Source organism: Methylobacterium carpenticola (genome assembly GCF_042748905.1).
Classification (GTDB): domain Bacteria; phylum Pseudomonadota; class Alphaproteobacteria; order Rhizobiales; family Beijerinckiaceae; genus Methylobacterium; species Methylobacterium carpenticola.
In genome coordinates, this window is sequence record NZ_JBHZEO010000001.1 from 6,422,736 (window position 1) to 6,435,730 (window position 12,995).

9 protein-coding genes and 1 pseudogene are annotated in these 12,995 nt (G+C 71.4%); 5 read left to right on the plus strand and 5 right to left on the minus strand.

Going from position 1 to position 12,995, the window contains the following annotated elements; genetic code table 11:
- Positions 1-30: 30 nt before the first annotated feature.
- Positions 31-888: an urea carboxylase-associated family protein gene (locus ACE101_RS29715; RefSeq protein WP_379137637.1), complete on the plus strand. Its 858-nt coding sequence runs from the start codon at positions 31-33 to the stop codon at positions 886-888.
- Positions 889-957: 69 nt separating this feature from the next.
- Here ACE101_RS29715 and ACE101_RS29720 read toward each other — a convergent pair whose 3' ends face one another.
- The 3 genes from ACE101_RS29720 to ACE101_RS29730 all read right to left on the minus strand — a co-directional run bounded on the left by ACE101_RS29720 (position 958) and on the right by ACE101_RS29730 (position 2,845).
- Positions 958-1,164, minus strand: coding sequence for a DUF3606 domain-containing protein (locus ACE101_RS29720; protein WP_379137640.1), 207 nt, complete (start codon positions 1,162-1,164; stop codon positions 958-960).
- A 60-nt stretch (positions 1,165-1,224) separates the two neighbouring features.
- On the minus strand, positions 1,225-2,361 hold the full coding sequence (gene gbd, locus ACE101_RS29725) for a 4-hydroxybutyrate dehydrogenase (protein ID WP_379137643.1): 1,137 nt from the start codon (positions 2,359-2,361) through the stop codon (positions 1,225-1,227).
- Between the two features lie 97 nt (positions 2,362-2,458).
- Positions 2,459-2,845 (minus strand): hypothetical protein, encoded by a 387-nt coding sequence (locus ACE101_RS29730; protein ID WP_379139081.1) that lies wholly within the window; start codon positions 2,843-2,845, stop codon positions 2,459-2,461.
- On the opposite strand from ACE101_RS29730, the gene ACE101_RS29735 reads away from it, so the two are divergent.
- The 4 genes from ACE101_RS29735 to ACE101_RS29750 all read left to right on the plus strand — a co-directional run bounded on the left by ACE101_RS29735 (position 2,768) and on the right by ACE101_RS29750 (position 7,446).
- Positions 2,768-4,033, plus strand: coding sequence for an ABC transporter substrate-binding protein (locus tag ACE101_RS29735; protein ID WP_379137645.1), 1,266 nt, complete (start codon positions 2,768-2,770; stop codon positions 4,031-4,033). The two genes, ACE101_RS29730 and ACE101_RS29735, sit on opposite strands and share 78 nt — an antisense overlap.
- 82 nt (positions 4,034-4,115) lie before the next feature.
- Complete coding sequence (locus tag ACE101_RS29740) at positions 4,116-4,991, plus strand: branched-chain amino acid ABC transporter permease (protein WP_379137648.1); 876 nt, start codon at positions 4,116-4,118, stop codon at positions 4,989-4,991.
- Positions 4,992-4,997: 6 nt separating this feature from the next.
- Entirely contained in the window at positions 4,998-5,924 is a 927-nt protein-coding gene (locus ACE101_RS29745; protein WP_379137651.1) for a branched-chain amino acid ABC transporter permease, read from the plus strand.
- Between the two features lie 13 nt (positions 5,925-5,937).
- The gene (locus ACE101_RS29750) at positions 5,938-7,446 is read left to right on the plus strand and encodes an ATP-binding cassette domain-containing protein (RefSeq protein ID WP_379137653.1); all 1,509 of its coding nucleotides are present in this window, start codon (positions 5,938-5,940) and stop codon (positions 7,444-7,446) included.
- 209 nt (positions 7,447-7,655) lie between these two features.
- Here ACE101_RS29750 and ACE101_RS29755 read toward each other — a convergent pair.
- Positions 7,656-10,300 (minus strand): annotated as a pseudogene (locus ACE101_RS29755) (PAS domain S-box protein).
- A 428-nt stretch (positions 10,301-10,728) separates the two neighbouring features.
- Entirely contained in the window at positions 10,729-12,714 is a 1,986-nt protein-coding gene (locus ACE101_RS29760; protein WP_379137656.1) for a putative bifunctional diguanylate cyclase/phosphodiesterase, read from the minus strand.
- Between the last annotated feature and the right edge of the window lie 281 nt (positions 12,715-12,995).

Below are 12,995 nucleotides of genomic sequence, written 5' to 3' on the forward strand. Positions count from 1 at the left end.
GATCGGTCAGCCACCCCGTCCAGAGGTTCCATGAGCCGCCCCCTTCCCCTCCATCGCCCGCCCCCGGACGCCGCAGACCGCCGCGCGATCCGGCCGGTCGTCTGCTACCCGGTCGAGGCGCTGGCACCGCCGGATCTCGACGCCTACCGGGCCGCCCGCGCCGGCTGGGCGTGCATCGCCACCGTGACGGTGCCGCCCCGGGAGGCGGAGGGCTTCACGGTGCCGGCGGGCTGCTTCTTCCGCATCGTCAGCGTCGAGGGCCCGCAGGTCGGCGACCTGAACCTGTGGTCGGCAGCGGATCTCGGCGAGCGCTTCTTCTCGGGCAAGACCCGGGCCCTGCACGGCACCCACGTCACCACGGGCCACCGGTTGTGGTCGAACCTGCCCCATCTGCGCCCGCTCGCGACGATCACCGACGACACCCTCGACTGGTACGGGTTCGACGCGCATGGCGGCGGCGTGCACGACGTGATCGGCACGCGCTGCGACCCCTACACGCACCGATTGCTCTCGGGCGGCATCTACCACCATTGCTGCCATTCGAACCTGACGCGGGCCCTCGCGGCACGGACCGGGCTGTCCTGGACGGAGGCCGAGCCGCACGTGCACGACGTGCTCAACGTGTTCATGTGCACGGGCTTCACGCCCGACACGCACCAGTACTTCATGAAGGCGAGCCCGGTGCGGCCGGGGGATTACCTCGAGTTCTTCGCGGAGGTCGATCTCCTGGGCGCACTCTCGGCCTGTCCGGGCGGCGATTGCGGGGCGGAGCATTCGAGCGATGCCGCGCGCTGCCATCCGCTCCGGGTCGAGGTCTACCGGCCGGCGGCGGCGCCGACCGGCTGGGCGCCGCCCCGGCGGAGCGACTACGTGGCGCCGGAGGCGTGAGCGCGCCGCGTTGCGGGGCCGCTCGACGGATCGTCGGCCGAACGACCCTGGAGACCCGGCCGGGAGATCTCAAACGATCCCGCTCTCCTCGTAGGGCCACGGCTTGCCGAGATGCGCCGCGACCCGGGCCGGGTCCGTCCCGACCGCCTCGACGGCGGCCTGAAGCGTCTCGACCGGAACCTGAAGGCGCCGGGCCCAGAAGGCGCGCGTCGGCGCGCTCTCCAGCACGACCCGCTCCGGATCGCCGGTCGGATGATCGTCGGGGGTCTTCGCCATGTCGCTCCTCCTCGTGTCCTCCGATGGAGGAAGTGGATCGACCGGCGGCGCGTGACACCCTCAGCCGCCGAGCGCTTCGGCGAACAGGCGCCGGAAATCCTCGGCGCCGACCAGCCGCCCGTTCGTCGCGGTGGAATGGTCCTCCACCGCCCAGGGGATCAGCGCCTCGCATTCCTGCGCGGTGACGCCCATCTCGCCGAGGGTCCGCGGCAGGCCGAGGTCGCCGTTCAGGGCCTCGATCGCGGCAGCGAGATCCGCACCGGGCGCGAGGCCCATCGCCCCGCGCAGGGCCTCGTACTTCTCCGTACAGGCCGGCGCGTTGAAGCGCAGGACGTGCGGCAGGATCACGGCGTTGAGCGTGCCGTGATGCAGGGGCCGCGTCTGGCGGCCGCCCAGGGCGTGCGACATCGAGTGGACGGCGCCGAGCCCCTTCTGGAAGGTCATACCGCCTTCGAGCGCGGCCATCATCATCGCCTCGCGGGCCGCGATGTCGCCGCCGTCGCGGAACGCCCGCCGCAGCGCCCCGCTCGCGCGCCGCAGGCCGTCGAGGGCGATCGCCTCGGCCGGCGGGTTGTCGCGCGGGCTGAGGAAGGTCTCGATGCAGTGGGTCACCGCGTCCATGCCTGTGGCGGCGGTGAGGCCGGGCGGCAGGCCGAGCGTCAGCTCGGGATCGCAGATCGCCACGTTCGGGATCAGGTGCGGTGCGATGAAGCCGAGCTTGCGGCCGTCCGAGAGGGTGATCAGCGCCGCCCGACCGACCTCGCTGCCGGTGCCCGCGGTGGTCGGCACCGCCACCACCGGCGGCTGGTCGGCACGGATGCGCGGCAGGCCGCCGAGGATCGCGGCGTATTGCGCGAGCGGCCCGTCATGGGTGACGAGGAGCGCCACGCCCTTGGCGAGGTCGAGCGGCGAGCCGCCGCCGAGCGCCAGCACCGCGTCGCAGCCCTCCGCCCGGAACAGGTCCCGCGCCGACAGCACGGCGGCCTCGGTCGGGTTCTCGGGCGTCGCGTCGAAGACCGGGGCCGCGGCCACGAGCCGGCTCGCCGCGGCGAGGCGCCCGACCAGCCCGGCCGCGACCACGCCGCGATCGGTGACGATCAGCGGCCGCTTGGCGCCGAGCAGACCGAGTTCCTCGTCGATCAGGCGGATCGCGCCGCGCTCGAACTGGATCCGCGTGAGATAGGTGATGAGGCCCATCGTGCCTGCTCCTCCCGGTGCGTCGCGCCTGTCCGGCGTCGATTGGTCGGCATCCGCTTAGAGCAGCACCCGATCGCGTTGCAATCGGCCGCGGCTCTCAGCCCTCGATTGAGCGCGCTTCCTTGCGCCGAGCCGGAATCCGCTTCGGCCGGAAGCGCTCGCGCACCGGGACGCGCCCGCAGGCCACGCCGCCGGGCATGAACGCACCGCATCGTGCCTGCGCGCGGGACGGTCCACCACCCGGCCGGCAGGCCGGCGAGCCATCGAAAATCTGCATGGCTTGCGCGGCGTGGCGCGGTTCGTCGCCCAAAGCGCCGGCGGACCGCTTGTTGTCGCGGACGGGCTTGCTACACTGATGGCAGCGCCGCCACGCCACAATAACAGCGGCACCGGAGAGGAAATTGCCATGAGGAAACTCGTGCCTGCCGCGACGCGGCGGCTCGTCCCTGCGCTTCTCGCCTCGACCATCCTTCTCGGCAGCCATGCCGTGACGTCAACGGTCCAGGCCGCAGACCCGATCCGCATCGCGGTGATCGCCGAGGCTCAGGCGCTGGCCGGCGCCTCGATCCCGCAGGCGGCGCAGCTCGCGGCCGACGAGATCAACGCCAAGGGCGGCATCGACGGGCGCAAGGTCGAACTCGTCACCTACGACAACAAGAGCTCCGCGGCGGACTCGGTCCGCGCCTTCCAGCGGGCGGCGAGCGAGGACAAGGTCCACGCGGTCATCGCGAGCTACATCAGCGAGGTGGTGCTCGCCCTCCAGCCGTGGTCGGCCCGGCTGAAGATGCCCTTCATCACCCCGGGCGCAGCCTCGAACGAGATCCCGCTCAACGTCCACAAGGACTACGCCCGCAACAAGTACTCCTTCCACGGTTACCTGACCTCCAAGGCCCAGTCGCAGGCGGTCTGCGATGCCGCCAAGGCGATCCTGGTCGAGGGCCGCCAGATGAAGACCGCCGTGATCATGAGCGAGGACGCGGCTTGGACGAAGCCCCTCGACGAGGGCTACAAGGAGTGCCTGCCGCAGGTCGGCCTGAAGGTGCTCGACCACATCCGCTTCTCGCCGAGCACCACCGACTTCAACCCGATCTTCAGCCGGATCGAGGGCGCCAAGCCCGACGTGATCGTCACCGGCATCTCGCATGTCGGCGTGCAGCCCACCGTGCAGTGGAAGAGCCAGCAGGTGCCGATCCCGATGATCGGCATCGCCTCGCAGGCCACCAACGCCACCTTCTGGAAGGAGACGAACGGCGCCACCGAGGGCGTGCTGTTCGAGATGTTCGCGGCTCCCGGCACCAACGTGACGCCCAAGACCGCCCCCTTCGCCGAGGCGTTCAAGGCCAAGTACGGCAATTATCCGAGCTATGCCGGCTACACCGCCTACGACGAGGTCTACTACATCGCCGACGCGGTGAAGCGGGCAGGCTCCACCGATCCCGACAAACTCGTCGAGGCGCTGGAGAAGACCGACTGGGAGGGCACCCTCGGGCGCATCCAGTTCTACGGCCGCGACGACGACTTCACCCACTCGATCAAGTACGGGCCGGGCCTCGTCTCCGGCATGATGATGCAGTGGCAGGACGGCAAGCAGCTCGCCGTCTGGCCACCGCAGGTCGCGAACGGCAAGCTCACCTTCCCGAGCTTCGTGAAGGCCGGCAGCCCGGCGAACTGACCGTGCGGCCGGGCCCGGGGGGAGATCCCCCGGGTCCGCCCCGGCAGGACCCCCTCGCTTCGTCCTTCAGCCCGCGGATCCCATGACGGCCCTCCAGATTCTCATCGACGGCTTCGCCATCTCGGCGCTCTACGCGCTCGGTGCCACCGGCTTCACCCTGATCTTCGGCGTGTCCGGCGTCCTCAACCTCTCGCACGGCGCCCTGATGGTGACGGCGGCCGTCGTCGCCTGGGCGGCGTCGAGCGAACTCGGCCTCGGCGCCTATGCGGGCGCCCTGGTCGGGGTCGCGGTGTGCACGGCGCTCACGCTCGCCACCTACGGCCTCGTCGTGAAGCCGATCGACCGCTCGAAGGCGATCCCCCCCGAGGAGAAGGAGATCTTCATCCTCACCGGCACGCTCCTGTGGGGCATCATGATCCAGGAGTTCATCGCCTACCTGTTCACCAGCAACGCCAAGACGGTGATGCCCCTCGTCGAGGGCGTGGTCACCATCGCGGGGGTGCGCACCCCCTGGAACCAGATCGTCACGGCTTTGGTGTGCTGGGGCACGATCGGGCTGCTCTGGCTCCTCGTGAACCGCACCCGCACCGGCAAGGTGGTGCTCGCCGCCTCGATGAACCCGCGCGGGGTCACGCTGCTCGGCTTCGAACTCTCGAAGATCTACGTGGCGATCTGGCTCATCTACGGAGTGCTCGCCGGCATCGCGGGCGTGCTGCTCGGCCAGTTCCTCGGGGTGTCGTCCTACAGCGTGGGACCACTCACCGCGAGCGCCTTCTCGATCGTGGTGCTGGGCGGCCTCGGCAGCGTCTCGGGCTCGCTCATCGCGGCCTACGTGGTCGGCTACCTCGAAACCATGACCGCCTACCTGATCTCCCCGGCCTACCGCACCATCCCGGCGCTGCTGCTCCTCGTCGCCGTGATGTATGTGCGCCCGCAAGGCCTGCTCGGACGCCGCTGAGGCCCCATGCTCGCAAGAACCCTGCACAATCCCCTGTTCTGGCTCGTCCTGATCGGTCTCGCCCTCGCCTGCGTGCTGCCGCTCTGGGTCTCGGGCTACATCCTGGGCCTCCTCACGATCGCCTATTACTTCGGCGTGTTCTCGATGGCCTGGGATCTCCTGTTCGGCTTCGCCGGGGAGGTGAATTTCGGGCCGACCTTCCTGATCGGGCTCGGCGCCTACTCGGCCGGCATCCTCAACGGGAACGGCGTGCCGATCCCGGTCTGCCTCGCGGCCGGCGCCGTCGCGGCGGTGATCGGCGGCGTCGTGCTGGCGCTTCCGGCCCTGCGGGTGCGCGGCCCCTATTTCGGCCTCACCACCGTGGTGGCGGTGCTGATCCTGCAGAACCTCATCGTGGTCTTCGCCGAGACCACGGGCGGCGAAATCGGCCTGACGGTGCCGGACGTGATCAGCATCGACGCGGCCACCAATTACTGGATCGCGCTCGGCTTCATGACCGTGGCCGGGCTGATCCTGTTCGCCATCGCGACCTCGCCGGTCGGGCTGATCCTCCAGGCGAGCGGCCAGGACCCGGTCGAGGCCGGGGCGCTCGGCTTCAACGTCGCCAAGCACAAGCTCGCGGCCTTCTGCGTCAGCGCCTTCTTCTCCGGCCTCGCGGGGGCGCTCCTCGTCTTCTACATGGGCACCGCCTCGGTGGGCACGCTGATCGACGTCTCGGTGGGCGTGCAGGTGATCATCGGCGCCGTGCTCGGGGGGCGGCGCACCATCGTGGGCGGCGTGCTCGGCGCGGTGTTCCTGATCGCGGCGGGCGAACTCCTGCGGCCGCTCGGGGCGCTGTCGACCTTCGTGGTCTCGGCGGCGGCGCTGGCGGTGATCCTGTTCGTGCCGGCGGGGCTCCTCGGCATCCTGACCCGCCAGGGTCAGCGGGCGTGAAGGAGGTCTGATCATGACAGCTGCCGTCCGGCCGATGCCCCCGACAGCCGCGCACGCCGCGGCCCGGCCCCTCCTCGCCGTGGAGGGCCTCCAGAAGCGCTACGGCGGGCTCGTCGCCGTGAAGTCGATCGGCTTCACGGTGGCCCCCGGCGAGATCCTCGGCCTGATCGGGCCGAACGGCTCGGGCAAATCCACCGTGATGAAGCTCATCATGGGGCTGGAGCGCCCGAATGCCGGCAGCGTGCAGCTCGACGGCGTCGAGATCGCCGGCTGGCCCTCGCACCGGGTGGCGCGGGCCGGCATCGGCCTCGTCTTCCAGCATTCCCGGCCGCTGCACCGCCAGACCGTGCTGGAGAACATCAAGCTCGCGCTCCTGCCCGACAACCTGCTGCGGCTCTTCGCCGATCCGCACGTGGAGGCGCGGGCCCGGGCCATCGCGGAGCGGGTCGGCCTCGGGGCGGTGATGGACCGGCGCCCCTCCACCCTCCCCTTCGCGGATCTGCGCCGGATGGAGCTCGCCAAGGCCATCGCCCGCGACCCCAAGGTGGTGCTGGTGGACGAGCCCTTCGCCGGCCTGACGCAGGGCGAGGTGGCCGACTTCTCGCAGCTGATCCGGGGCTTCCGGGACGAGGGCAAGGCGGTGCTCCTCGTCGACCACAACGTGAAGAGCGTCTCGGCCCTCGTCGACCGGGTCTTCGCCATGTATCTCGGCGAGCGCGTGGCCGAGGGCTCGGCCGCGGAGGTGATGCGCAACGAGACCGTGCGCCGGGTCTATCTCGGCGGCAGCATCGAGACGGCGGCGCGTCCGGCCTCCGCCTTCACGGGCGCGCCGCTCCTGAAGATCGAGAACCTGAACGTGCTCTACGGCAAGGCCCAGGCCCTCCAGGGGGTCAGCCTGCACGTGCACGAGGGCGAGTTCGTCTCCGTGGTCGGCCTCAACGGGGCGGGCAAGACCACGCTGTTCAACGCGGTCTCGGGCTTGGTGCCGCATACGGGCGCGATCAGCTATGGCGGCGAATCCCTCGCCCGGCGCAGCCCGGCGAGCATCGCCCGCGCCGGCATCGTGCAGGTGCCCGAGACCCGCGAGCTGTTCGGCGAGATGAGCGTGCGCGAGAACCTCGACCTCGGCGGCCAGCACCTGCCGAAGGCCGAGGCGGCGCGCCAGCTCGATTGGCTGCTCGACCTCTTCCCGATCCTGCGCAGCCGCAGCGGCCAGATGGCCCGCACGCTCTCGGGGGGCGAGCAGCAGATGCTGACCATCGCCCGCGCGCTGATGATGCGCCCGCGGCTCCTGATCCTCGACGAGCCGACGCTCGGCCTCGCGCCGGTCATCCTCGAACAGCTCTCGAAGGCCCTGGAGCGCCTGCGCCAGACGACGCCGATCACCGTGCTGCTCGGCGAGCAGAACGTGACCTTCGCGCTGCCGCATGCCGACCGGGTCTACGTGCTGGAGCACGCCCGGATCATCTGGGAGGGCTCGCCCGACCGCTTCGCGGCGGAGGCGGGGACTGGGTATCTCTGATACGGTTTCCGGAAGATCACTTTCGGAAACCGTATCACGAGCCCGCGCGGCGCCTGAGCGAGGCCGGTTTCCGCATCGCGAAGCGATCATCCGGAAACCGTATGAGAACCATTTGCCAGCGTCGTCACGAACACGGCTTATCCAGCCTCCCCCTTTCCGGGCCCGAACGGGCCCGGAAAGGGGGCGCTCAAGCGAGGGGCGGTGCCGGTTCAGTCCGGCCCGCCCTCGCGCCCCTCCTGCATCGCGGCGAGCGGCGCTTCGAGGCAGCAGACCAGGCCGGCCGGCGCGTAGGTGAGCCTGACCGCCCCGCCGGATTCGGCCGAGAAGCTGCGTTCGATCAGCCGCGAGCCGAACCCCTTGCGCGTCGGCGGCGCCAGGACCGGGGGCCCGCCCTGCTCGGTCCAGGTCAGGGAGAACCACGGCTCACCCGCGCGATGCACCATGTGCCAGCGCAGATCGACGAAGCCGGTCTCGTTGGAGAGGGCGCCGTACTTGGCGGCGTTGGTGGCGAGTTCGTGCAGCGCGAGGGCCAGCGAGAGGGCGGCCTTGGCGCCGAGCAGCATGGTCGGCCCCGCCGCGCGGATGCGCGGCGTGCCCGCGTGGCGGTGGACGCTGAGCGCGCCCGCCACCACCTCCGCGATCGGCGCCGCGGTCCAGCTCGTCTGCGTGAGGATGTCGTGCGCGCGTCCGAGCGAGATCAGCCGCGCCGCGAAGGCCTCGCGGGCGGCTTCGAGATCGGTCGCGTTGCGGAAGGTCTGGCTCGCGATCGCCTGCACCAGGGCGAGGCTGTTCTTGACCCGGTGCTGCAACTCCTCGGTGAGGAGCTTGCGGTGCTCCTCCGCGCGCTTGCGGGCCGTGATGTCGAGCATGGCCCCGATCATCCGCACGGCCCGGCCCTGCGGATCCCGGATGACGTAGCCGCGGTCGAGGATGTCCGCGTAGCTGCCATCCGCGCGCAGGAACCGGTACTCGTCGCTCCAATGCTCCCCGCCGCCGGCGATGACCGCATCGATGTCGCGCGAGACGCGGGCGCGGTCGTCGGGGTGGATCCGGCTCTTCCACCACGCGCCCGAGGGGCCGACGCTCTCCGGCGCGTAGCCGAACAGGGTCTGCACCGCCTCGTTCCACAGGATGTGGTCGGTGGCGAGGTTCCAGTCCCAGATCGCGTCGTTGGTGGCGCGGGCGGCGAGGCGGTAGCGCTCCTCCGTGGCGCGCAGATCCTGCTCCGCCCGGCGCTGGGCGGTGACGTCGAGCACGGTGCCGACGAAGCGCACCGTCCGCCCCCCTCCCGGATGGCCCGGCCATGTGCCGCGACCCAGCGCTCGATGCCGTCCTCCAGCCCGACCGTGCGGTAGGACACCGCGAACTGGCCGCTGCCGGCGGGATCGAGGGCCGTGCGGACGGCGGCATCCACCCAGTTCCGGTCCCCGGCGTGCAGGCCGGAGAGGAAGACGTCGTAGCTCACCGGTTTCCCCGCCGAGAGCCCGAACAGGGCCCGCACGCGATCGTCCCAGACCAGCATGCCGGTGCGCAGGTCGTAGTCGAAGATGCCGATATCGGTCGCCTCGACGGCGAGGCGGAGCTGGTCGCGCGCCTCCTGCAAAGCCGCCTCGGCCTGCCGGCGCTCGTCGATGTCGACGGCGATCCCGATCCAGCCCTCCACCTCGCCCCCCTCGCCTCGCAGCGGCTTGCCGCGCGCCAGGAACCAGCGATGGGCGCCGTCCGCACCGCGCCGGAAGGGGATCTCCAGCTCGTAGGGCTCGGCCGCCCGCACGGCCTCGCGCCGCGCGCCGAGGACACGGGCGCGATGCTCGGGATGGATGGCGGCCAGCCACGTCTCGGTGCAGGCCGCGTCCGGGCTCGCGCCGGTGTAGTCGTACCAATAGGGGTTGAAGTCGGTGATCGCCCCATCCGCCCCGGCGAACCAGACGATCTGCGGGCTGACCTCCACGAGGGAGCGGAAGCGCCGCTCGCTGGCGCTCAAGGCCTCGGCGGCGCGGCGCTGGGCGGTGCGGTCGCGCAGGATGGTGAGGAAGCCCGCGGCCTCGCCGCCCTCGGTGCGCAGCGGCATGGCCTCGGCGCTGGCCCAGAAGCGGTCGCCGTTCCGGCGCCGATGCCAGGCTTCCCGCGGCGCGCTGCCCTGCCGTGCGAGGGCGCACCGCATCGCGGCCGTTCCGTCCTCGGGGTTGAGGATGGTCTCGATCGGTCGGCCGAGCACCTCCTCCTCGCGCCAGCCGAGGATGCGGCGGGCGCCCTCGGTCCAGCGGGTGACCCGGCCCGCCGGATCCGTGGCGACGATCGCGTAGTCGGTGGCGCTGTCGAGGATCTGCGCCTGCAGGCGCTGCTGCTCGCGCAGCTCGCGCCCCAGGCGGCGCAGTTCGAGCTGCCCCATGGCCTGCCGCGCCAAGCGCCGCAGCGCCGCGATCTGCCGCTCGCTCATCGTCCGCGGGGCGGTGTCGAGGACGCAGACGGTCCCGATCGGGTAGCCGTCCGGGGTCTTGAGCAGGGCGCCGGCGTAGAAGCGCAGGCCCGGCGCGCCGGTGACCAGCGGATTGCCGGAGAAGCGCGCGTCCCGCGTGGCGTCCGGCACGTACAGGAAGTCCGTCTGCAGGATGGCTTGGCGGCAGAACGAGGTGTCGAGGGGCGTCTCGCGCACCCCGAGCCCGACCTCGGCCTTGAAGAACTGGCGACCGTCGCCGATCAGGTTCACCACGGCGATCGGCGCATCGCAGATCGTGGCCGCGAGTTCGGCGATGTCGTCGAATTCAGCCTCGCGCGGCGTGTCGAGCACCGCGTAGCGGTCGAGCGCGCGCAGCCTCTCGGCCTCGTCGCAGGGTGGAGCGGGATCGCTCATCGGATGATCCGTTCCGCCCGGATCCGCCCGCCCGCCCGTCTCATACGGTTTCCGGATGATCGCTTCGCGATGCGGAAACCGGCCTCGCTCAGGCGCCGCGCGGGCTCGTGATACGGTTTCCGAAAGTGATCTTCCGGAAACCGTATCACGCCGCCCCGGCCGGCCCCCTCGCAGCGCCCCCTGCGCGCCCCGCGACCGATGCCGCCGCGCATCCGCGGCGCATCGGCGGGGATCCGGGTCGGGGCGAGGACGAATCTGCGGGGCATGGGCGATGGAAAGTCGGCATCGGGAGTTGTCCGCCCCTTCTATCGCAGGGTTGGACCGCCTGTCCGTTCGCAAGGCAAGGTTTTCGGCGGCATCCGCAACTTTCCGCGGCCGGCTTCCGCAGATCCGTCATCCGGCTTGCGCAGCGCGAGCGGCCGGCTCACTCATGCCGCATCCGCGTAGGAGGCCAGCACGCGCGCCAGGGTCTCCGGCGCCGGAGCCGGCCGGGCCAGATGGTAGCCCTGCATGAAGGGGCAGCCCATGGCCTGGAGCGTGGCGAGATCGTCCGCCGTCTCGACGCCCTCCGCCACGACCTCGATGCCGAGGGAGCGGCCGAGGCCGAGCACCGCCTGGACCAGCCCCCTCTTGTCGTCGGAGGTCGAGAGCCCGGTGACGAGGCTGCGGTCGATCTTCACCCGGCCGGCCCGCAACTGGCGCAGCGAGGCGAGGGACGAGTAGCCGATGCCGAAATCGTCGAGCGCCACCCGGACGCCGATGCGCGAGAGCGCCAGCAGCTTGCCCTGCACCGCCTCGATGTCGAGGGCGGTCTCCTCGGTGATCTCGATCTCCAGCATGGCGGCGGGCAGCGCGAGGGCCTGCAGGCGTTCGAGCACGATCTCGTCGACGGCGGTCTGCGCCATCTCCCGCGGCGAGACGTTCATGGCCACCTGGAGATGGGGCAGGCCGTGATCCTGGAGGGCGCGCATCATCGTGCAGACCTGTTCGAGGATGAAGCGCAGCAGGGACTCGGTCAGGCCGGCGGTGGCCGCCGCGGCGATGAGTTCGCTCGGCGGGACCCAGCCGTGGACCGGGTGCCGCCAGCGCACCAGCGCCTCCAGACTGGTCACCACGCGGCCACCCTGCCCGAAGATGGGCTGGAACCACACTTCGAGGCTGCCCTCGGCCAGGGCCTGCGAGAGGTCGCGCTCGCTGTCGCGGCGCATCTCCAGACGGCTGCGCAGGCCTTCGTCGAACAGGCGGAACCGGCTGCGGCCGGTGGCCTTGGCCGCGTTGAGGGCCTCGTCGGCGCAGCTCAGCATGTGCGTGAGGCTCACCGCCGGCGCGTGATAGATGCCGATGCTGATCCCCAGCCGGCCCGCGTCGAACCCCTCGAAGGGCTCGGCGACGGCCTCGATCAGCCGGGCGGCGAGCGCGGCGGGCGCCTCGCCCCCCGCCTCCGGGTCGCGCAGAAGGGCGAATTCGTCGCCGCCGAGGCGGGCCACCAGGCAGCCGGGCGGCATCGCCGCCTGCAGCCGCCGCGCGACCTCGACCAGGACGAGGTCGCCCATCTGGTGCCCGTAGACGTCGTTGACGGATTTGAACCCGTCGAGATCGAGCAGCATCAGGCAGCATTCCTCGCCGCGCCCGGCAAGCCGCTCCTCGGCCATCTGCACGAAGCCCGCGCGGTTCAGCAGGCCGGTCAGGCCGTCATGGGTGGCGCGGCGCTGCATCTCCTCGGCGAGGGCGCGGGCGCTGGCGCGCGCCGCCTCGCGCGCCTCGGCCAGCGCGGTCGCCGCGTTCTTCAGCCGGCTCGTCTCGCGAAAGACGGTCTCGGTCTCGACGGCGCTGCGGGCGAGCGCCGCGAGGTAGAGCAGGACGGTGGCGGCGAGGCAGGTGCGCTCGAACCCGCCCGCGGCGAGGAGGCACCCCGCCACGGACAGGAGCGGCGGGGTGATGAAGCCGATGGGGATGCGGGCGAAGGCGATGCCGTGGGTGACGGCGCCCGCGGTGATGCCGCAGGTGACCGTGAGGTAGAACAGCGTCTGGGAGGAGGTGTATCCCTCGCAGAGGACGGGAACGAAGGCCCAGACCAGCCCGGAGAGCAGGGCGGCGAGCGTGGCGAGCCGCAGGTGCCGATCGATGGACCGGGCCGCGGCCGCGGCCATCTCCGCCGGCATGGACGCGGTCAGCGACAGGCCCAGGCACGGCGCCCGGCAGAGGCTGATGCGCAGCAGGTTCGCCGCGCTCGACAGCCCGAGCCAGATGAGGCCCGCCGTGCCGTGCCCCGCCTCCCAGGCGACGAGGGTCCCGGTCACGCCGAGGATCATGTTGACCGGGATCGCGTTCCGCACGCTCTGGCGCACGGCTTCGAGCTGGTCCCGGCGGATCAGGTCACCGAGGTTCGGCGCTGCGGACTCGGAGAGGGGCATGTCGCTCACCAACCTCGGACTGACGCCTCTCGCGAAGCGGCCCAACGCTACTGGCAAGGGGTTACGGATCGTTGAAGCCGAGGATGCCCGTCCGGCAGTCAGGCAAAGCCGTCACTTCGTCGCCCGCCGGCCTCGTCGGCGAGCGTTGATTCCGGCGTGCGGCGCCAACACGCCGTCAATTCGGCCGCGATCCAGCTACGGCTGCACGCCGCGCAAGCGGACGGCACAAGGGAACCACGCGCAATCCGCCCTCCGTGCGGGTGGAATATCGATCCGACACC

What these genes read in the sequence shown, in the direction of transcription:
- ACE101_RS29715 (WP_379137637.1), top strand. Translation starts at nt 31, where the DNA reads ATGAGCCGCCCCCTTCCCCTCCATCGCCCGCCCCCGGACGCCGCAGAC.
- ACE101_RS29720 (WP_379137640.1), bottom strand. Translation starts at nt 1,164, where the DNA reads ATGGCGAAGACCCCCGACGATCATCCGACCGGCGATCCGGAGCGGGTC.
- gbd (WP_379137643.1), bottom strand. Translation starts at nt 2,361, where the DNA reads ATGGGCCTCATCACCTATCTCACGCGGATCCAGTTCGAGCGCGGCGCG.
- ACE101_RS29735 (WP_379137645.1), top strand. Translation starts at nt 2,768, where the DNA reads ATGAGGAAACTCGTGCCTGCCGCGACGCGGCGGCTCGTCCCTGCGCTT.
- ACE101_RS29730 (WP_379139081.1), bottom strand. Translation starts at nt 2,845, where the DNA reads ATGGCTGCCGAGAAGGATGGTCGAGGCGAGAAGCGCAGGGACGAGCCG.
- ACE101_RS29740 (WP_379137648.1), top strand. Translation starts at nt 4,116, where the DNA reads ATGACGGCCCTCCAGATTCTCATCGACGGCTTCGCCATCTCGGCGCTC.
- ACE101_RS29745 (WP_379137651.1), top strand. Translation starts at nt 4,998, where the DNA reads ATGCTCGCAAGAACCCTGCACAATCCCCTGTTCTGGCTCGTCCTGATC.
- ACE101_RS29750 (WP_379137653.1), top strand. Translation starts at nt 5,938, where the DNA reads ATGACAGCTGCCGTCCGGCCGATGCCCCCGACAGCCGCGCACGCCGCG.
- ACE101_RS29760 (WP_379137656.1), bottom strand. Translation starts at nt 12,714, where the DNA reads ATGCCCCTCTCCGAGTCCGCAGCGCCGAACCTCGGTGACCTGATCCGC.